The organism is Nostoc sp. EspVER01, from assembly GCF_034530635.1.
In the GTDB taxonomy this organism is placed as follows: Bacteria; Cyanobacteriota; Cyanobacteriia; order Cyanobacteriales; family Nostocaceae; genus Nostoc.
Genome location: NZ_JAVRCS010000003.1, coordinates 177,474 through 196,754, shown reverse-complemented (window position 1 = coordinate 196,754; position 19,281 = coordinate 177,474). Strand labels below are relative to the sequence as shown.

Here is a 19,281-nt window from a genome sequence, read left to right as displayed (position 1 = left end):
TTACCATTGATATTTTTAACTCAAATCAAGGGACTGGAGAGCAGAGAGGAAAGAGGTAATTTTCCATTCTTCACCCATACTCAATGACGCCATTGCTCTCTACGAGATGAGGCAATACTTGTCGGGTTTTGGGGAAAAGGGGAAGGAGAAAAGGGAAAGAAAAAACCTTTAACCCTTCCCCTTTAACCTTTTCCCCAAACCAAATTCTGAGTTCAAAATGCTTAACCGAGTAGTATTGGGAGATGAGGATAATTTTCTGCTAATATTTTCCAAACGTTGTCAAAAGCCACAGATTATAATCAATTTTTAGCCTTTTCAACACCGCTAATTTTCAAAACATCACTCATGGTTGCACAATAATTTGGCAAGCCGAAACTATCGGGATTGATGAATTTTTCATAAGTAAAATGCCGATAGTTCATGCAAAACCGATCCCAAGCGGCCATGCGAATGCGGAAAAGGACAATAATTAAATTAGCCAATGCTATGGATATGGGAATGCGAAAGTAAATCTTTTTGCCCAGATAAGCACAAACTTGTTTGACTGCTTGATTAGCAGTTAACGGTGCTTGACCTAAAACAAGCCGAAGTGGCTGATTATCTTTAGCAGGATGATCAATTAAATATCGTACGACAGTGGCAATATCTCGTCCGTGGATAAAGTGAAAACTACCATCTGCTTTTAAAAAACGAATTAAATTAATATATTTGGTAACTTCTGTAATACCAGATGAGACAGCAGAATCGGGTTTATTCGCATCACCGCCCAATACTACAGTTGGAAAAACTGTGGTAATTTTGGGTGCGATCGCTAATTTTTCTTTTTTCTCTAAGCACTCATATTTAGAACGGATGTAATCTGTCCCAATTTCCCCGGCTTCTTTTAATGGTTGATTGTAGCGATCCAAAACGCTAGCTGTCGAAAAATAAATCACCTGTTGGCAACGTTCTGGATCTAGCAGTTCGAGTAACTCGATTGTCTTGACGACATTAATATCAAATGTCTCATCACCACCCCAAGCTGTGGCTGTGAGTACCGCTGTATCAATTGTGGATAGCAAATCGGCAAACTGGCGAATATTTTGCATATTACCTTGCAAAACGTTGATGCCTGAACGTGCCTTAGTATCAACTTGCAGTTTGCTTGGGTTCCTAACTAATAGATACAGTTCGTGATTTGTTTCTTTAATTAAGGCTTCTGTTAAATAATGACCGACACAACCACTTGCACCAGTCACTAAAATCCGTTTCTGGCTCATACTAAGATTTTAATAAGTTAGGAGTTAGGAGTTAAGAGTTAAGAATTAAGTTAAAAGTTCCGAATCAGGAGTTATTTATAAAGTTAGGAGTTAAGAATCAAGTTAGGAGTGAGGAGTGAGGAGTTAAGAATAAAAAAGAACTCTGCACCTCGCGACTGATAACTTAATAGCTCATAACTCATAACTCCTAACTCCTAACTCATAACTCATAACTCATAACTCCTAACCCTTAACTCCTGCAAGATTCAATTCCTTTGCGGTTTCAAAGAAGAAAGCGACATTTTCTTCGGGAGTTTCTGGTAAGACACCGTGACCGAGATTGAGAATGTGACCCCAATTGCCGGCTTTGCGAACCGTATCGAGGATGCGATCGCGGATAAACTGTTTAGAGCCGAATAGCACGCCAGGATCAAGATTTCCTTGAACTTTCATTTGTTTACCCAATCTGGCTCGTGCATCTGCCATATCCACTGCCCAGTCTACAGTGACGATATCAGCTCCAGATTGTCCCATTCTTTCCAACACACCTGCACTACCGCTAACTAGCAAAATCAAAGGTGTATCAGGATGCGTTTGCTTGACTTGCTGGAAAACTCGCTGCTGATAGGGGAGAGCAAAGGTGTCATAATCTTGAGGACTCAATTGACCCGCCCAAGAATCGAACATTTGTACAACTTGAGCGCCACAGTCAATTTGGTAGCGGGCATAGATGGCGATCGCATCTGCTAATTTAGCTAACAGTTGATGCAATATCGCTGGATCTGAAAATGCCATGTTTTTGATGATGGAGTAGGTTTTAGAACCTTTTCCTTCAACTGCATAAGCTGCTAACGTCCACGGCGCACCCACAAAGCCTAACACCGTTGACTTATCGCCTACTTCCGAACGCAGCGCTTGCAAAATTGTTTTGATAAATGGTAGAGCTGCTTCTGGTTCTAAAGGATGCAGAGCATCGATTTGTTCTTGAGTGCGGAGGGGCGAGTGAATGATTGGGCCTTTACCTTCGGCAATATCCATGTCAATCCCCAAACCAGGTAATGGGGTGACAATATCAGAAAATAAAATTACTCCGTCTGGTTGGAAAGCTCTCCAGGGTTGCAAAGAAACTTCAATTGCTACTTCTGGAATTTCGGAGCGATCGCGAAACGAAGGATACTTATCTCTTAAGTCTCGATATGCTTTCATATATCGTCCCGCTTGTCGCATCATCCATACAGGGGGACGATCTACTACTTCACCACGAGCAGCCCGTAAGAGATGAGGAGTCGTTGAATAAACACCCATTTATCACTTCATCCTAAGTCACAACTTTTATGCCACTGTTTAGCTTATCATTCTGAGATTACGCTTTATTAGCAAGTTGTCAGCAAAAGCCCTAGTCTCTTTACACCAAAGGGAAATCGGGTCGGGAATGGGATAAAACAAGAATTAACAAAGAAAGTGGAATATAAAAGAATTTCGTCACTCTTTTGTGTTGTCTCCACTATCTACTCTCTTAATTCTCTATGCAAACTGACTCTAACAGTCCCGATCATCTTGCATCTGCTAATAATGAGCCTAATCTAGGAAAGTATTTGATTCCGCGATCGCAGCGACAGAGGTTCTTTATTCAGTTTACCTTAATGACCCTCATCGGATGGGTTGTCGGTGGCGTTGCCAGTATCGCTTTAGAGAAAATTATTTTCCAAAGTCTCTCATCTAACGTTGCTAATCAACCACAAACATGGATCATTTTGGTTAGAAGTCTTAGTAACGTTGTATTTGCCGTGATTTTTGCTGCTGACCAAGCTCTTGTGCTTTACCGATATTTACCGGGTTGGCAGTGGCTATTTGCTACTAGTGTCGGTTGGCTGATTGCCAACGGTGTTTCTACAGCCTGGATTAACTACATTTCAACCATTGCCTCATCATCTTCTGAAGATACTTTTATTTTTGGATTTTTGTCTGCGATCGCATATATAATTTCTGGAATTTGGCTAGGGATTTGCCAATGGCTGGTGTTGAGGCGATATACAGCAGATATTTGGTGGTGGAATTTTTTACCCTCAATCTCTTTTTTCTGGATCACTATTTTGGTTTGGTTGCTTTTTATTATGCAAAATTTGATTCCAGAAACCTACCGTACTCCCATACTATATTGGAGTGGACAAGGACTGACAGCAGCGATTTTAGGAGCCATACCAGCAATTGGTTTGTGTACATTGAAAAGAAATTTACATCCCAAAACTGGAGTTTCTTCCTGACTTTTATCGATATATTCTATAACCTTAATATTTATGACTCGCCCGCGCATTCTCCAACCCGGTCAAAGTTATACATTTAGTAAGTATTTTGAATTACCATATACCCCAGGAGATATCTTGGCGGAACTGGGATGTAGTTACGAACGCGCATCGCTACAACTACCACAATATTCAGGTGTAATTGACTATTTAGAATTTTTACAGCGTTACTTACAGCGCAACATCATGCGCGTAAATCCTATCAGTGAAGCTGCAAAACGTGAAGTTTTAATTGCTCCTATTTTGTTGGAAATTTGCGACCAAACACAAACTCAACTAAACATTGAGTACCCCATTAATGTTAGCGAACAACTCAAGGGAAGTTTTGATTACTATATTTCATCTTCCAATTCACTGTTAGTAGTTGAAGCCAAACAATCCGATTTAAGCCGGGGGTTTACTCAACTTGCAATTGAATTAATAGCACTCGACCAATGGACAGATTCGCAAACATCAACTTTGTATGGTGCTGTAACAAATGGAGAAGATTGGCGATTTGGAATATTTTATCGGCAAGATAAACGGGTCATGCAAGATATCAAACTTTATCGCGTTCCCGAAGGTTTGGAAGAATTAGTGCGAGTACTTGTAGGAATTCTTACTAATGCTAGTAGTTAATTACAATAGTTTTCTTTTCTATGAAGTACAAAGCTACAGGTTTGGAGGCAGGAGGCAGTCCCTATGAAACAACTTTCAAAAACCAAGGATAAAAGAATGACTAGGGACTGAGATTTATCACTCAGAACTGGCTCAACACCCCGCTACCGTTAACAGCACTCAGCACTAGTTCTATTTATTTGTCATCCCAAATCAAATCTAAACGCTCTTGTGCTTTCTTAAGGGCTTTTTCAGCAGACTCTCCTAGTACTGTGGCTTCTATAGCTCGACCAAGACTGTCAGAAAGACGACTATATCCAGCAATAATTGGTTGAGAACGTGCCACAGGTAATTGATCGAAAAAAACTTTTAACACTGGTTTTTCATTGATGAATTGCTGATAAGCTTTGCTTTGAGCCGATGTAAGGGTAACTGGCAAAAAACCCGTCCCTATACTCCATTCGGTTTGGAATTCCTCGCTCAAAACATACTCTAAAAATTTGAATGCTGCTTGCTCTCTTGCTGGTGTGGTCTTCATCACAAAAAAATTTCCAGTACCTGTGACTGTAGCAGGTCTGATACCTGCTGGTATGGGTAATACCTGATGATCGACCTCAGATTTCATGATTAATGTCCAAGGGCCTGTGATTTGCATGGCAACATGACCTGTAAGAAAAGCTTCCTCTTCATAACCTCGTTCTGGGGCAGAAAGCATTACTGAACCATCTTTTATCAGGTCTTGCCAGAATTGTAAGGCCGCGATCGCACCCGAATTCGTTAAATTGGGGCGATTATTAGTTACAACCTCTCCCTCTGCACCAAATAAAAACGGGAACCAACTAAATACAGTCCATCCTCCTTTTCCTAAAGGCAGTAACATCCCATACTGTTCGGGGCGGCCATCCCCATTGCGGTCTATAGTTAATTTTTTGGCAACTTGTCTCAATTCATCCCAAGTCTTGGGTAATTCTGTAATTCCCGCAGCTTCAAAAAGTTTAGGACGGTAAAAAATACCAATATTACTGGTATGCATTGGCACTGACCAAATGTGACCATCTAATTGCATTTCTGGCAATAAGTTAGGTCTAATGTCTGACTTGAGGGGCGATTTATTCAACCAATCTTCTAAAGGTCGAAGTGCCCCTAATTCCACAAATTGACCTGTATATTCAGGATGGAATGACAGCAGGTCTGGTGGTACATTGGCAACCACTGATGTCAATATTTTTGGTAATTGAGGTTCACTCTCAAAGATAGATTCTACCTGAATATCAGGATGAGTTTGATTAAATTTATCTACTAGTTTTTGAAATATATCTCGATTTGCAGGGGGATTAATAGCTTGCCATAGTGTCAGATGAATTACCCCATCTTCCTTTGGTCTTATCCCCTGACAACTAGATAAAAATATAAGACATATCAGAGTAATTCCTAAAAGAGAAAGCTGCCGAGCAAAATTTCTCAATGAACACCAAAAATCTCTAATTTTAAAAGCTAAAAAACTAATATTCATAGAAAGTCTTTAGATATAAGTACTAGGTAAAATAGCATATACTCATTGGGCAATAACTTGGTTTATCAAAACTTCTAATCTTTTAGCACAGCTAGCCTCACTAAATAATTGTGCAATTTGCTCAGAGCATTCAATCTTCTCATGAGGAGTTTTTACATGCTCAATAATGGCTTCTGCTAATGCATTTACATCGTTTGGTGGTATTATCGTTCCACATTTAAGTACTTCAGAAATCTCACGTGGGCCAACTGGACAGTCAGTGGAAATAAATGTTACCCCACTAGCTACAGCTTCTACAAGAACCAGTGGTAAGCCTTCAAAATGGGAAGCAAGTATAACTGCTCTAGACAGTGAAAAATAAGCTCTAGGATTGAGAACAGAACCGGCAAACAGCACAATTTCATCAATGGCTAAAAACTTTGCTAGAACTTGCATTTCTGTCTCTAAATCACCTTCTCCTAACAAAATAAGCCGAATATTTAAGTGATTTTGACTAACTTTAGCAAATGCTTTGAGTAAGGTTTTATGGTCTTTTTGATGGTGAAACCTAGAAGCACATACAAAGGTAATCAACTGCGAATTGTTAAACCAAGATGCGGCTGTAGGATGAAGAGGTTGGTTACGAATATCATCTATTGCTGGATTGTAGGATATCACTATTCGATGATGCTTAAACCCAATATTTGCGAATCTTTGATAGAGAGACTTGCAAACAAATATTAATCCACTAGCTTGCTGAAGCGCAAGCATATCAATTCTGCTAGCAAAACTTATAAATAATTTTTGAATCAAGGCGCTGATGGGGTTTGTTTTAAGTTCAACCCGTGATTCCGAAATATAATCACTGTGAATATAGCTAATGTATGGAACAGAGAAACTGCCAGGGATGAATTTAGATAGATAAAAGAGTTTAGTAATAAATGCAGTATGACAAACAATAATATCTGGTTTTTGTTCAGCAATAACCCTGCTTAATTTTATCGCTACCCATATTTGGTGTATTATCCCCCCAATAATAAATAGAGTACCTGCAACTTTCATAACAATCACAGTTTTAGCCGCTTTAAAAGATACTATCCATTGTGGCTCTAAAACAGTAAGCACCACAGTAGAGACTTGGTAGCCAGCTTTGGATTGAGAAGAAATTAGCGAATCAGCAACTTTTGGTGCTCCACCAATGTTATTCAAAACTATATGACAAATATGCATAGTTGCAGGTAACGTTATACTGGGTGGATCGAGATAAACTGAATTAAAGTTTTTAGGTTAATGAGCGCTGTTCCAAAACATCCTTGGTAATGCTTGTTTCTGCTCTGGTATAAACGTAGGTTTGTGGTTCTGTAACTTTTTGAGTTTTAAAAATTTTGTCTGCCCGTTTCCAAAAATCTGTATCTTCTCCATAGGGAATATTATTAAATCCCTGCAATTCAAAAAATACTCGCCTCCTACCAAAAAATGTCGGACCTAAAACACATTCGCGTAAATTAATTATTTTACCTGGTTGAAAATAATCGGCTACAAAAATCTCTTCTTCAGAGAAAAAGCCTCCTTCAATCAAGTCAATTTCTGGATTAGCCTGCATGTATTTAAGTCGCGACTCTAAATGATTGGGTCTATATGTATCATCGCTGTCAATAAAAGTGATGTATTTGCCAAAGGATGCTTGAACTCCGGCATTTTTAGAGTACCCTAATTTTCTATTTTGGTGTTTTAAATAACGTATATTGTTAAATTTTTGCAAATATGGATTGACAATTTCAAAAGTATTATCTTTACTACCATCATCAACTACCAACAGTTCCCAATCTTTAAAAGTTTGAGCGAGGACACTATTGATGCAAATATTCAAATATTTTTCTCGGTTGTAGGTACAAAGTATAACTGAAATTTCGGGACTAAAGTCAAAGACAATGGGACTCATAAGAGTTAGATGTTTAATTTGTAACTAGTTGAAAATTGTTCATAAGTATCTAGGCATAAATAAATTTAAAGTTTGTAGTAAGGACTTTAGTCCTGATAATCCTTGCTCTGAGCGAGAAATGGCTCACTGCAAACTAGGAGTTTATTTTATATTTAATTATGTCTACCTACTTACTAACAACATAGCATCACAACCAAATAATGATACTATTTGTAATTTATTCACTGGTATTCAATATGCCATAATCGGCATCAAGCAAGTGATGGCTACACTCACCAAAGGCATCGCGCAATACTTGCTGTACAGTAAAGGTAAGTAAATTTTACCGTGATTTACACTAGACTGGTTAATCCCCTCAGGCAATTTTACAGACTTGATAAAACACTACTTAAACATTGTTGCCCTGAAAATGGCATTTAACTTATTTTTACTTTTGGGGCTATAGCTCAGATTAGTGAGTATGTCTACAGAATTATTAAAATTTAGTTTTTTGAAAAAAAGTAAGTAGAAAACATTGATTCAGTTTAAGATATAGATTATTGAATTAATGATAATAGTTACAATTCATGGTTAAGTATCCCGCTCCAGCTTTCTTAAGCGATTATTGGCAAAATTCATTTAACTTAAAACAACATTTACAGGAATTTTTGCATTTAGATTCAGAAACACTAGAAAAAAAGTTAGCGACAGGACAAGAAGAAATGGCCGAGTTAGGCCATAAAGATTTTGATTGGGAAAAAGCAACAGACTTTTATCGTGACCAGGTGGGAGAAATTTATTTATTTGAGTTAGGAGCTTGGCATCTAGAACAAAGTCAAAATATTGAAAACACGTTACATTTGATTGTAGATCATGCTCAAGGTCGGGTGTTAGATTTTGGCGGCGGGATTGGCACTCATGCACTTAATGCTGCCCTTTGTCCACAGGTTGAGCAAGTAATCTATTGCGATCTTAATCCTATTCATTATGATTTTGTGCGTTATCGAGCTGAACAGATGGGTTTGAGCCACAAAATGAGTTTTTACTTGGAAATGCCTGAAAAAGAGACTTTTGATACTATCATTTCTTTTGATGTTTTAGAACATTTGTCAGATCCCAGCCAACAGTTACTAAAGTTTCATCAAGCGCTGACACCTGGTGGTAAAACAATTTTGAACTGGTATTTCTTTAAAGGCTTTAATCAAGATTACCCTTTTCACATCGACGATCCTCAAGTAGTAGAGACTTTCTACAGGACGATTCAGAGCAACTTCTTAGAAGTTTTTCACCCTTATTACTGTACAGCTCGTTGCTACCGGAAATGGGATTGAGTTAAACTCAAGCCCCACAGTGGTTTTTATGTTTAGGATAAAATGCTGTGTTCATAGACTAGCATGGGTATCATACCAAGGTTCCTGGATTTTAAGCTTGTCTAGGAGCATCTTTCCTATGGGGAATCGGTAAATAATCCCATTCACTCCAATTATTTTATAAGTCCAAAAAATGCCTTTGTAGACCTTGATTGCTTCACTCTCAGAAAGCCAAGTACCTGGGGTTTCTTCTCCAAAAAGTCCGCTAGCACCATATTCAAACTGATGTGGGATATATTGACCTTCTCGTGCTGGTGAAGGGCAGACTTGGTTAGGTACATGCTCCTGACTAATAGCTTTGAATTTGTGATAGCCAAGTTCTTTTAATAGCGCAAATTCTTCTAGCAGTTCTTTCCAAGAAGTTTTGGTTGATTCGATAGATAGGAATGATGGTTTAGTATTAAACTGCCGTAATGCTTGTATGCATAATAAATCAGCACCTTCAATATCTACTTTGAGATAGTAGGGAATGCCAAACTCCTCCAAAATTCTTTCAAATCTGCGCCCTTCTACAGTTATCTCAATAGAAGGCGCATCAAAAGAGTGTGCGTTCCGAATAGCCCAATCTGGTGAAGTTGTACCCCAAAAGCTTCTCTCTAAGTTGGCGTAAAAAGTTACTGGCTCATCTTTCGGTGATACAGCAATATTTAGGAGGGTAAGTTGACCATTTTCTATATATAAATTTAGTCGCTTTTTCGTAGCTTCGTAAAGCTCAGGATGAGCCTCAATACCAATAACGCGAAAGCCTTTTTTTAAGTAAAACTCTGTATCTTCACCTGTGTGAACACCCACATCAATTATTAAATTTTTATCCATCAATCACGTTTTCCTTGAATAATCACGCAAGCGTTCAAACATGTAATACTTTACACTATCTATAGTTTTTTATATAGAAATTCTACCAAAAGAAACTTTTGATACAATCATTCTCTTTAGTGTTTTAGAACATTTAATCGTAAGCGGATCTGATTTTAGCTTAATGGGGATGCGCGATCGCTAATATTCCTGCATCCCCATCTAAAGTTACCTCTACACCCACTGGTAAGGCTGCATTGGGACTATCATGGCCAAAAGGTAAATCGGAGACAATGGGAATCCCCAAATCACCCAAGCGATCGCGCAATACTTCTTCTACACTAAAACTAGATATCGTTGGTGGCGCTTCACAACGAGTAAAACCGCCTAAAGCAATACCGCAGACTTGAGACAAAGCACCACTCAAACGCCACTGCGTCAGCATCCTGTCAATTCGATAAGGTGCTTCGGTAACATCCTCGAAGGCCAGAATTACACCATCCAGATGTGGCAAGATTGGTGTACCCAAAAGGTGAGTAGCCACTGTCAGATTACCTGGTAACAAAGCGCCAGTAACCACACCACCACCCCAACCGCAACCTTTAAGAGGTGTGAAAGAACTACCTTCTACCCAATCAAATAATCGTTTAATAGACCAATCTGACTCATCTGCCAAAGTTGTCATTACAGGGCCGTGAACGCCGGAAATTCCTGCTGTATAAAGACTCCATAATAAAGCTGTGATATCAGAAAAGCCTATAAGCCACTTGGGAGTCCCTGAGTTTGACCAATTCCAATCTTCTAAGATGCGGGTGCTGCCAAAACCACCTCTGGCACAGAGAATACCACGACAATCAGGATCTTGCCATGCTGCTGCTAGCTGTTGACGACGGGTTTCATCTGTCCCTGCTAGATAACCCCATTTGTCATCTATCTGGGAACTGATTTCTAGTTTGTAGCCACGCGATCGCCAAATTTCTAGACTCTGTTTAAATTCCTCAAATTCTCGCAAAGCACCACTAGGGGCAATTACTCGTAATAAGTCTCCAGGTTTTAAGGGCGGTGGTAAGATTTTGGATGGCATGAAACAAGTTATGAGTCAAAAGTATAATATTAACAATGCTGCAACTGTGTCAACAATACAACAACTTCATCAATTGCCTGCCGTATTACTGTTGCAGACTGATCCGACTGATTCACGATAATACTAAAAACTAGCGGCTCATACTTCGGCGCATTCATATATCCAGATAGAGAAACTACACCCGTTAACGTACCTGTTTTTGCTTGCACAATGCCCTCAGCAGGTGTTTCTTGAAAGCGGCCTTTCAGAGTTCCACTTTTACCCGCCACAGGTAAAGATGCCCGATATATATATGCTGTTGGTGTTCTTGCAATTGCCCGCAAAGTTTGTACAAAAGCTTCTGGTGTTACTAAGTTACGACGTGATAAACCTGAACCATCCACTAAAATGTAATTAGCTGGATCGACCCCCAATTTAGTTAAACTTGCTTTGACAACTTCTAAACCGACATCAGCACTAGTCTGATTTTTCAGTCTGATTTTTTTCACAGCTAATGCTCTCAGCAGTACTTCAGAATAAAGATTATTACTATTTAAATTAGTTTCTGCTAATAATTCAGCTAAAGGTGGTGACTCTACAAATGCGATTTCTTGCTGATTCACACCACCATTTACTACTAATGTTTGTCCCAAGTTAATTTTTTCTGTTGCTAAAGCAGTACGGAAGCGTCGTAAGAAGTAATAATTAGGGTCAACTACAGGCAAATCTATTAAAGATGGTTCAGAATTCGTTGCCAGTTGTCCTTGAATTCGTAATACTGTTCCTGACAATTCGCGGGTAACATTAACGTAGTTCGGTTGATTTTGGGGAACGGTTACTGACTGATTAATTATCCGCCACTGTTTCGCTTCACCAGGATCAATCCACACTAATTGTAAAGATTTACCTACAGCCTGCGGTACAAGTTTTAAGCTAAAAATATTTTGATTCAGAATAAAGCTACTGACTGGTGCGCCATAATCTGACTGCACATCTTCCCATTGCCAGGTGGGGTTAACAATATCACCTTGAATATAACTATCATCAGCAATCAACTGCTGAATTTGGGTAATACCTTTCTTTTTTAACTGCTGTGCCAATTTTTGCAGTTCTGTATCGCTGAAGCTAGGATCTCCCCTACCGACAACACGTAAAACACCATTGCCATTCTGATAAATAGAGGTACGAATCCGAAAATTAGCACCCAATTCCTGCAATGCAGCTGCTGTTGTCAGCAATTTGACGTTAGACGCAGGAGTAAAATATTTTTGAGCATCTCGACTGTAAAGAGTTGGCCCCGTTGACAGAGGTTGTACCAAAATTCCCCAGCGCACCCGATTAAATAAGGGACGATTGATTACAGCATCTATAGCTTTTCCCAGTTGGCTAGAGCAAATTGATTTTGTGGTAGTTGTTGGTGCAACTGTGGTTTGTGCTTTCGCAACCCTAGAACTAAATCCTATCTGACTAGTCAAAAATATTAATAAAACACCCAGTGGTTGATTTAAAGTCTTAAGTCTCACCAATTTTCCTTATCCCAAAGACAGATATTTTTACCTTGCAAACAATTTCCTTCCGGAGAGAGAAGAATTGGCTCAGTAAAGTTACTTAATTAGTATAGGGAAGATGTTCACATGTTTCATACATAGGCGATGTCTACGATGGTCACTGAGCGCAGCGTCTCGTAGAGAAGTGCTGGCTGCGCCTACGCACAAACATATTTATGGGACTACAAAGTAGAAACCCAAGTCAACCTGCATATACAGAAATACGAAATCGAGGCAATGGTGTGAGTACATTTTTATCTGGTGTAGCTGTATTACTCTCTACTTTGGCTTTGGGATGTAGCGGCTATGTAGCTTATGAAGTTTTCACGTTGCGGCAGACACTAAATGCTACTAGTACAGCCAGTAACACCATTCCCACTCAAGTCCCAAGTCCTACAGCTACAATTTCTCCACAAGCAACACTATCACCATCCCCAGCGAGTGCTACAACTTCAGCAATTAGTCCTGGTCAATTTGTGCAGCCTGCTTTTGGCAAAAAGGCAGAAGTTGAGTTACTTTCAGCAAAACGAATTAAAGACCCAGAAACCGGAAACCGTGATGTGGTAAATGTGCAAATGCGGATTCGTCGCCTTGCCACAGACGGAGTTGTTGGTAGCGATATTATCTCGGTTGCTAGTACAACAGCCCGCAATCCTGACACTAGCGTAACCTACAAAGGAGTTGCTCTTAACCGCTCAACAGGAAGCGTTTCTTTGTTCCAGGTACGTCCACAAGCCTCCGCAGATGCTTATATCTGGCTAAGAGTTCCCGATGGTATCAATAATTTGGACATTTTTGTGCCAGATACAGCCGCATTTAAAAATGTACCAATTTCATTTTAGCTAGCTAAGTGATCTCAAATAACTCCCCATCAAGGGGAGTCATTAGTTGTTGATTATACAAGATAATGCTTTAGTTCTCTAAACAGTAGCCTGCAACTGTAAGCAGCAGTCTAAGAGATAACCAAATTTCCAAAACCCTTTTTAATTACTTTCTCTTTCACTCCAAGAGCAATGTCGTTGACTGCCATTGATGCAGTTTGAGTGTTGCTTATAACTGTGGTTGAAGTTCTTTATTAACCATTGGTAAGAGCGTATCCCAAAATAATTTTAAATATTTTAAATAAACAAGAAATATAACGTCACAAGGTTAGCGAATAGGTAACAGAGGATTTTAATTAGTATCAATTGTCCAGGATAGAAAATAATCGGATGCGCTAACATCAGCAGTTTTGCAGCATAACTGTGATTTTCACTAGTAATCAGGGAAATATAAGTTTGATTAACTTTGCAATTATCGCAATGCTGATTCGCAGTGTTATCAGAAATGTTAACTCAAGGTTAAGGATTTAAACTATGTTGGCAATGCATAGCATGACAAATGCTAATAATCTGAACTTACGATTAGAATCTACTTTGCAAGAATTACCACTTTGGTCTGTTTACATCGAAGCAGATAGTCCAGCAAATGATTTGAATACACTCTTTAAGCAAGAGACTTTACTACCAGGAATTATCCTGGTGAAAAATCATGACTATCTGGGGATGATTTCCCGGCAAAGATTTTTTGAACACATGAGTCGTCCTTATAGTTTCCCACTATTTTCTAAACGACCTGCAATCAATCTGATTAACTTTCTTCAGCCAGATGTATGTATAATTTCTGAGGATACGCTCATTGTAGAAGCAAATAAGATAGCATTGCAGCGAGAACCTCAATTTGTATATGAGCCGATTTTAATAGAAACTCAGTTAGGTAGTTATAAGCTACTCGATTTCCATCATTTACTTTTAGCGTACTCTCAAATTCATATTTTAACATTAGCTCAACTAGAGAAAGTAGAAGAACAATCTAGAATTGCTAAAGTAGGGTTTCGTACCCTTAAGAATAACTATGCGCGATTAATTCAGAATGAAAAAATGGCGGCTTTGGGACAACTCGTTGCTGGTATTGCACACGAAATCAATAACCCTGTAAACTTTATTGCTGGCAACCTTGTTTATGCGATTAACTACACCCAAGATTTACTACAATTAATTAGCCTATACCAACACCATTATCCTGCACCAGTGGCAGAAATTAAAGCTGCGATCGCAGAAATGGAACTAGAGTTTTTAACTGCTGATTACCTCAAGCTTCTTGATTCTATGAAGTTTGGTACTGAACGTATCCAAGAGATAGTTCTTTCATTACGCAATTTCTCTCGCCTCGATGAATCTGATAAAAAGATAGTTGATATTCATGAAGGTATTGATAGTACTCTAATAATATTACAGAGTCGTCTAGTAAATCAGCAAACAGGTCAGATAATTACTATTGATAAAGAATATGGAAATCTCCCTTTAGTAGAATGCTATGCTGGGTTAATAAATCAAGTATTTATGAATATTCTATCCAATGCAATTGATGCTATCTTCGAGAGTTTTGAATCAGTTTATTCAACTCTAAAATCACCTGTAATTCGTATTCGTACTGAAGTCACAGACAATCGGCAAGTAGTTATTCGCATTGCCGATAATGGTATTGGAATTCCCAAGGATATACAAAAGCGATTATTTGACCCTTTCTTCACTACTAAACCCGTTGGTAAAGGCACTGGGTTAGGGCTATCTATCAGCTATCAAATTGTTGTAGAAAAACATTGTGGTCAACTGCAATGTATATCTACCATAAAAGAAGGAACTGAATTTATTATTACAATTCCTATCGAACTTAATTCCTGACAAGTTAGTTAAAAAATCTCTATTTTGGGTAAATACTAATCGCTTTAGGCTTTTTTGCGAGTACTTCGACGCGTAGGTGCTGGGATAGCTGGTTCATAAGCCTTAAGTCCCCCATCGCCCGTAAAAATTTCTACTTGAAATGTGCTACTGGTTTTGGCGTAATATTCGGCTACAGTCTTAATTGTCGCATCTCCGATAGAAATTTTTCTAGATGCTAGAGTAGGCCATTCAGTAGCCAGTTGTTTCAATTGCTCTGAGTTCCAAAGTTCACCTACTTGAGTTTCAAAAACTCCCCAAGGTATAACTCCATCCGCTACTTTCACTAAAATATTACCGAAAGCTTGAGCAATTTCATATCGCTTAGAGTTAGCTTGGGCAATGTGATTACCTGTTTCTATAATTGTTGCTATTGGTAGTATAAACTTTGCACCTTGTTTCTCTTCTTCCTGAAAACGGGCTTCAACTCTTTTTTTATCCCATTTATCGTTATCAGAACCACAAGTCTCTTTACCAGGTACACCTAAGTAGACGCAAAGTATGGATGTGTCAATAATCAGAACCTTTCTCATATTTAACTTTATTTATTATCAGAAAGGCTCTTTTCAATTGCACCTTTAGTTGCTAGTTTGCCTAAACTACCCGATGCTAACAAAAGAGGAAGATTTTCAATATCTTCTAAAAGTGTAAGTTTGCTTTCTCCAGTTTTAGAATCGCGGTGTGCTACAACTACAAAAGGAACTATCTCCGGGCCTAAAGCATCAAGCAAAGCTGGGTTATGGGTAGTTATTAAAATATCAATTTTTCTTTTGCTGCCAATCTCTCGCAGTATTCTTACCAGTAATTCTGCACGCGAGGGATGAAGCCCATTATCTATTTCTTCAATTACTAGTTGACTACCTTCTGGTCTAGTGAGTAGTGCTGTAATAATTGCTATAAATCGTAAAGTCCCATCGGACATAGTTCTAGCATCAATCTCTGTGATATGACCAGGTTTCCATTCTTCTTGACAGTAAAGCATTGCATCAGTACCAAATCTACCAACTTTTTCTGCCCATAGTTTTTGAATATCACCTTCCGGGAAATCTTTGATGTAGCTAGATAGAGTGGATTCTACTTCAGTTTTATGTTCTTCAGATAATGCTGCTAATACACCAGCAATATTGGAGGCATCACTTTCAAGAGTGTCAGATAGGCGTGAATACTCCCGCATTTTCGAGGGAATAGGATTCAGAATCAAAATTTCTTTTAGAGTGGAAACAACACAATTGATAGCTTTAATTTTTAAGGGAAAATATCTCTCTTGAAGTTCTTTTCCTAAAATGATCCTGCCCTCTTCGTCCGTACTTAAATATATATGATTAGATACAATGTCCTTAAAATCAAAATAATTTCCTGGCTCTTTCATGCCACTTTTTGTATTTAAATCTATTTTTTTTACAGTAAACTTTTCTACATACTTAATAGTATGATCTTCATTTAAGTTTTGACGGTCAATATATTCTTCTATAACTTTGACTTCACTTATGATTTGTGTTTGTATAACATACAAGTAGTCTGTTTTCTCATCTTCACCCTGAACTAAAGCATTTAATGTAAATTTTGTTTCAGGTTTAAATACAGCCCACTCTAAGCCACCTCTAATAGATGTAAGTGTTTTATCTCCTGCTAAAGCTGCTTCAATATTCTCACCTCTAGCAATTCGTTGTAAAAATTCTAAAGCTTCAACCACATTAGATTTACCACTTGCATTTGTACCAATAAGAACAGTCAACGGGTCAAGTGGAAGCTCGGCGTAACGGAAACTTTTCCAATTTTCTAAGATGAGTTGCTTAAGCATGACCAACTCCAAAAATGCTAAAATTATATTCCTAATACTTTTGATAGCAACTTAGGGTGCAAATTGCAGAGTTTAATACACCTTTAAAACTTCACTCACCCAACCATTCTTCACGAGAAACTCCAGCTTGTCGCAATAGCCGCGATAATAGACCCACACTAATATCACCCTCATGAGGATTGGTAATAATTACAGTAACATCACCTCGCCGCATTTGTGGGTGCTTTCCTCCCGCATACGGGCCTTCAAAACCTAGCTCTTGCATACGTTTTACTAAATTACGCCAAGAAATAGGGGTTAATCTAGACATTTTTATACAGGTTTGGTCAGTTCATTGAGATTGATACCAGCAATTAGAGGAATCGTTAACCCCAAATGTAACCGTAGCGCCAGCCAGTCACTTAAAGCTTCTCTTAACTCTCGCCTACATCCTTCTAGAGTTTGATGATTTGCCCAGACTCCTTGTAAGCTTGGAATTTCACCCCAATAAGTTTGATCATCTTCAATGATCTCATAAAGCGCTAGTTCCATTGCTTGGTCAATGTAGCTTGCTAGCATAATAATTAGATAATCCAGTACCTATCTAAATTTAGCTCCTAACAGTGGCGTAGGCAAAGCCCGCCGCAGGCACGCACAATTTTTTCATTGTTCAACATACCACCTAAAAAACAGCAAAGCCAGCAGACAAAGTAAAAAATTGCGTAATTACTCTATCTAACTGGCTACATCTCACTATGATTTTGGCGATTTATTTTTCTGGCGGTAAATCTACACTGTAAACAATCTTCCCAGCCAAGTTACGCAATGTTACCGTCATTACCTTTGTATTTCCATCAATTTTAACTCCTCCAAAGAATTGCAAACCTTCACTTGGCGGTCGATTTGCTTTCGTACCTGGAGGAAGGCTTTGAAATACTAATTGTGGCCCAAAGGTATTTTCTAATTGGTTAGGCCCAAATGTGCCAGAGTTAAGCGGCCCGGCAACAAACTCCCAAAAAGGCTTAAAGTCGGTAAACTGTGCTTTAGCGGGGTCGTAATAGTGCGCTGCTGCATAATGTACATCAGCAGTTAACCAAACAACATTCTGGATCTTTTTATTTTTGATAAATCGTAGTAAATCGGCAAGTTCTAATTCTCTTCCTAAAGCTGGGCCATCTCCATTCGCCCAAGCTTCAAAATCAGTGCTACCGTCTCGAATTATCAGCCCCAAAGGCATATCACTAGCAATCACTTTCCATGTTGCTTTTGATGACAGTAATTGCCTTTTCAACCATTGCACTTGTTTTTTGCTCAAAAAGTCTGTTTCTTTACTTGGTACTGACTGATTATTGGGGGAATTTGGCCCCCGGTAGGTGCGCTCATCCAACATAAAAATGTCTAATAATGGACCATAGTTGAAGGAGCGATAAATTTTCGCTTGCTCTGGATTATTGCTTTCATATCCAATAGGTAGATATTCTAAAAAGGCTTGTCTTGCCCTTCGAGCTAGCAAGTTAACATCCTTAACTGTATAACGCTCATCGCTTAGAAATTCACCAGGATACCAGTTATTTGTGGTTTCGTGGTCGTCCCACTGCGCCAATATGGGAACTTCGGCATTGAAACGCTTGATGTTTTCATCCAGCAAATTGTAAATATAGTTGCCACGAAATTCTGTGAGAGTTTCTGCTACTTTGGATTTTTCTGGTGTGGTGATGTTTTTCCAAATTGTGCCGTCGTCTAAAGTTACTTCTGATTGAATCGGGCCATCAGCATAAATATTATCGCCAGAATGGATGAAAAAGTCGGGATGAAGTTGGCGCATAGTTTCGTAAATTTTCATTCCACCAAAATCAGGATTAATCCCCCATCCTTGACCGGCGGTGTCGCCACCCCAAACAAAGAATATATCTCGTCCAGATTTGGGGGGAGTTTGGAAACTACCATAAAAAGGAGCGCTGTAGGTGCGTTGATAATCTAAATCTTGGAAAATCACCCGATAAAATAATTTTTGGTCTGATGGTAGATTCTTCAGATAAAGTCGTGCTGTGAAGTCGCTATTCTTTAAAGCATTGGGCCCGACAACTCGCTGCACGTTGCGAAAAGATTCGCTGGTAGAATATTCTACAATCATTTTGGCGGGGCGATCGCTCCGACTCCAAATCACAATGCTATCGTTAGATATATCTCCACTTGCTACACCATAAGGTATGCTAGGGCGCATTCTATCAGAGGTGATAATTGCAGGTGCTTCGCCAAAAACTGGTGATTTAGCGACAAAATTTGTGGAAATAATTCCACCAGCAGTGATAGCTGAATGTAGCAAAAACTGACGCCGATTTAGCTTCAATGGGTGATGAGATTCCATACTAAATAACAGCAACCTTAAACTAAAGTATTACAGGATAAGTGTTTA

19 protein-coding genes are annotated in these 19,281 nt (G+C 38.8%); 6 read left to right on the top strand and 13 right to left on the bottom strand.

What is annotated here, in order from left to right; all coding sequences use genetic code 11:
• Nucleotides 1-299: 299 nt before the first annotated feature.
• Together RMX69_RS04405 and hemE are read right to left on the bottom strand one after the other, a co-directional pair.
• Complete coding sequence (locus RMX69_RS04405) at nucleotides 300-1,259, bottom strand: NAD(P)-dependent oxidoreductase (protein ID WP_322636632.1); 960 nt, start codon at nucleotides 1,257-1,259, stop codon at nucleotides 300-302.
• Nucleotides 1,260-1,481: 222 nt separating this feature from the next.
• Nucleotides 1,482-2,543 (bottom strand): uroporphyrinogen decarboxylase, encoded by a 1,062-nt coding sequence (gene hemE / locus RMX69_RS04400; RefSeq protein ID WP_322636631.1) that lies wholly within the window; start codon nucleotides 2,541-2,543, stop codon nucleotides 1,482-1,484.
• A 221-nt stretch (nucleotides 2,544-2,764) separates the two neighbouring features.
• Between hemE and RMX69_RS04395 the strand changes: the two genes are divergently transcribed.
• Together RMX69_RS04395 and RMX69_RS04390 are read left to right on the top strand one after the other, a co-directional pair.
• Complete coding sequence (locus tag RMX69_RS04395; protein ID WP_322636630.1) at nucleotides 2,765-3,502, top strand: hypothetical protein; 738 nt, start codon at nucleotides 2,765-2,767, stop codon at nucleotides 3,500-3,502.
• A gap of 33 nt (nucleotides 3,503-3,535) precedes the next feature.
• Nucleotides 3,536-4,159 (top strand): hypothetical protein, encoded by a 624-nt coding sequence (locus RMX69_RS04390; protein WP_322636629.1) that lies wholly within the window; start codon nucleotides 3,536-3,538, stop codon nucleotides 4,157-4,159.
• A 175-nt stretch (nucleotides 4,160-4,334) separates the two neighbouring features.
• On the opposite strand, the gene RMX69_RS04385 is transcribed toward RMX69_RS04390, so the two are convergent.
• From RMX69_RS04385 to RMX69_RS04375, 3 genes are all read right to left on the bottom strand, one after another.
• On the bottom strand, nucleotides 4,335-5,651 hold the full coding sequence (locus tag RMX69_RS04385) for an ABC transporter substrate-binding protein (RefSeq protein ID WP_322636628.1): 1,317 nt from the start codon (nucleotides 5,649-5,651) through the stop codon (nucleotides 4,335-4,337).
• Between the two features lie 42 nt (nucleotides 5,652-5,693).
• Nucleotides 5,694-6,839, bottom strand: coding sequence for a glycosyltransferase (locus RMX69_RS04380; RefSeq protein ID WP_322636627.1), 1,146 nt, complete (start codon nucleotides 6,837-6,839; stop codon nucleotides 5,694-5,696).
• Nucleotides 6,840-6,912: 73 nt separating this feature from the next.
• Nucleotides 6,913-7,572, bottom strand: a complete 660-nt coding sequence (locus tag RMX69_RS04375; RefSeq protein ID WP_289795673.1) for a glycosyltransferase family 2 protein — start codon at nucleotides 7,570-7,572, stop codon at nucleotides 6,913-6,915.
• Nucleotides 7,573-7,690: 118 nt separating this feature from the next.
• Here RMX69_RS04375 and RMX69_RS04370 point away from each other — a divergent pair, with 118 nt between their 5' ends.
• A complete protein-coding gene (locus tag RMX69_RS04370; RefSeq protein ID WP_322636626.1) occupies nucleotides 7,691-7,891 on the top strand; it encodes a hypothetical protein in 201 nt (66 codons plus the stop codon).
• A gap of 247 nt (nucleotides 7,892-8,138) precedes the next feature.
• Nucleotides 8,139-8,882, top strand: coding sequence for a class I SAM-dependent methyltransferase (locus RMX69_RS04365; RefSeq protein ID WP_322636625.1), 744 nt, complete (start codon nucleotides 8,139-8,141; stop codon nucleotides 8,880-8,882).
• 51 nt (nucleotides 8,883-8,933) lie between these two features.
• Here the strand turns inward: RMX69_RS04365 and RMX69_RS04360 are convergent, their stop codons facing one another.
• From RMX69_RS04360 to dacB, 3 genes are all read right to left on the bottom strand, one after another.
• On the bottom strand, nucleotides 8,934-9,737 hold the full coding sequence (locus RMX69_RS04360) for an FkbM family methyltransferase (protein WP_322636624.1): 804 nt from the start codon (nucleotides 9,735-9,737) through the stop codon (nucleotides 8,934-8,936).
• 160 nt (nucleotides 9,738-9,897) lie between these two features.
• Nucleotides 9,898-10,800 carry an LD-carboxypeptidase gene (locus RMX69_RS04355; RefSeq protein ID WP_322636623.1) on the bottom strand — a complete coding sequence of 301 codons (903 nt, stop codon included), beginning with the start codon at nucleotides 10,798-10,800 and terminating at the stop codon, nucleotides 9,898-9,900.
• 29 nt (nucleotides 10,801-10,829) lie between these two features.
• On the bottom strand, nucleotides 10,830-12,302 hold the full coding sequence (gene dacB, locus RMX69_RS04350) for a D-alanyl-D-alanine carboxypeptidase/D-alanyl-D-alanine-endopeptidase (RefSeq protein WP_289795669.1): 1,473 nt from the start codon (nucleotides 12,300-12,302) through the stop codon (nucleotides 10,830-10,832).
• Nucleotides 12,303-12,568: 266 nt separating this feature from the next.
• On the opposite strand from dacB, the gene RMX69_RS04345 reads away from it, so the two are divergent.
• On the top strand, nucleotides 12,569-13,168 hold the full coding sequence (locus RMX69_RS04345; protein ID WP_289799921.1) for a hypothetical protein: 600 nt from the start codon (nucleotides 12,569-12,571) through the stop codon (nucleotides 13,166-13,168).
• A gap of 522 nt (nucleotides 13,169-13,690) precedes the next feature.
• The gene (locus RMX69_RS04340) at nucleotides 13,691-15,049 is read left to right on the top strand and encodes a sensor histidine kinase (protein WP_322636669.1); all 1,359 of its coding nucleotides are present in this window, start codon (nucleotides 13,691-13,693) and stop codon (nucleotides 15,047-15,049) included.
• A gap of 44 nt (nucleotides 15,050-15,093) precedes the next feature.
• Here RMX69_RS04340 and RMX69_RS04335 read toward each other — a convergent pair whose 3' ends face one another.
• From RMX69_RS04335 to RMX69_RS04315, 5 genes are all read right to left on the bottom strand, one after another.
• Complete coding sequence (locus RMX69_RS04335) at nucleotides 15,094-15,618, bottom strand: hypothetical protein (RefSeq protein WP_322636622.1); 525 nt, start codon at nucleotides 15,616-15,618, stop codon at nucleotides 15,094-15,096.
• 8 nt (nucleotides 15,619-15,626) lie between these two features.
• Nucleotides 15,627-16,886, bottom strand: coding sequence for an AAA family ATPase (locus RMX69_RS04330; protein ID WP_322636621.1), 1,260 nt, complete (start codon nucleotides 16,884-16,886; stop codon nucleotides 15,627-15,629).
• Nucleotides 16,887-16,977: 91 nt separating this feature from the next.
• Nucleotides 16,978-17,196 carry a type II toxin-antitoxin system HicA family toxin gene (locus tag RMX69_RS04325; RefSeq protein ID WP_099101175.1) on the bottom strand — a complete coding sequence of 73 codons (219 nt, stop codon included), beginning with the start codon at nucleotides 17,194-17,196 and terminating at the stop codon, nucleotides 16,978-16,980.
• Between the two features lie 2 nt (nucleotides 17,197-17,198).
• On the bottom strand, nucleotides 17,199-17,444 hold the full coding sequence (locus RMX69_RS04320; RefSeq protein ID WP_289795666.1) for a type II toxin-antitoxin system HicB family antitoxin: 246 nt from the start codon (nucleotides 17,442-17,444) through the stop codon (nucleotides 17,199-17,201).
• Between the two features lie 190 nt (nucleotides 17,445-17,634).
• Entirely contained in the window at nucleotides 17,635-19,233 is a 1,599-nt protein-coding gene (locus RMX69_RS04315; RefSeq protein ID WP_322636620.1) for an alkaline phosphatase, read from the bottom strand.
• Between the last annotated feature and the right edge of the window lie 48 nt (nucleotides 19,234-19,281).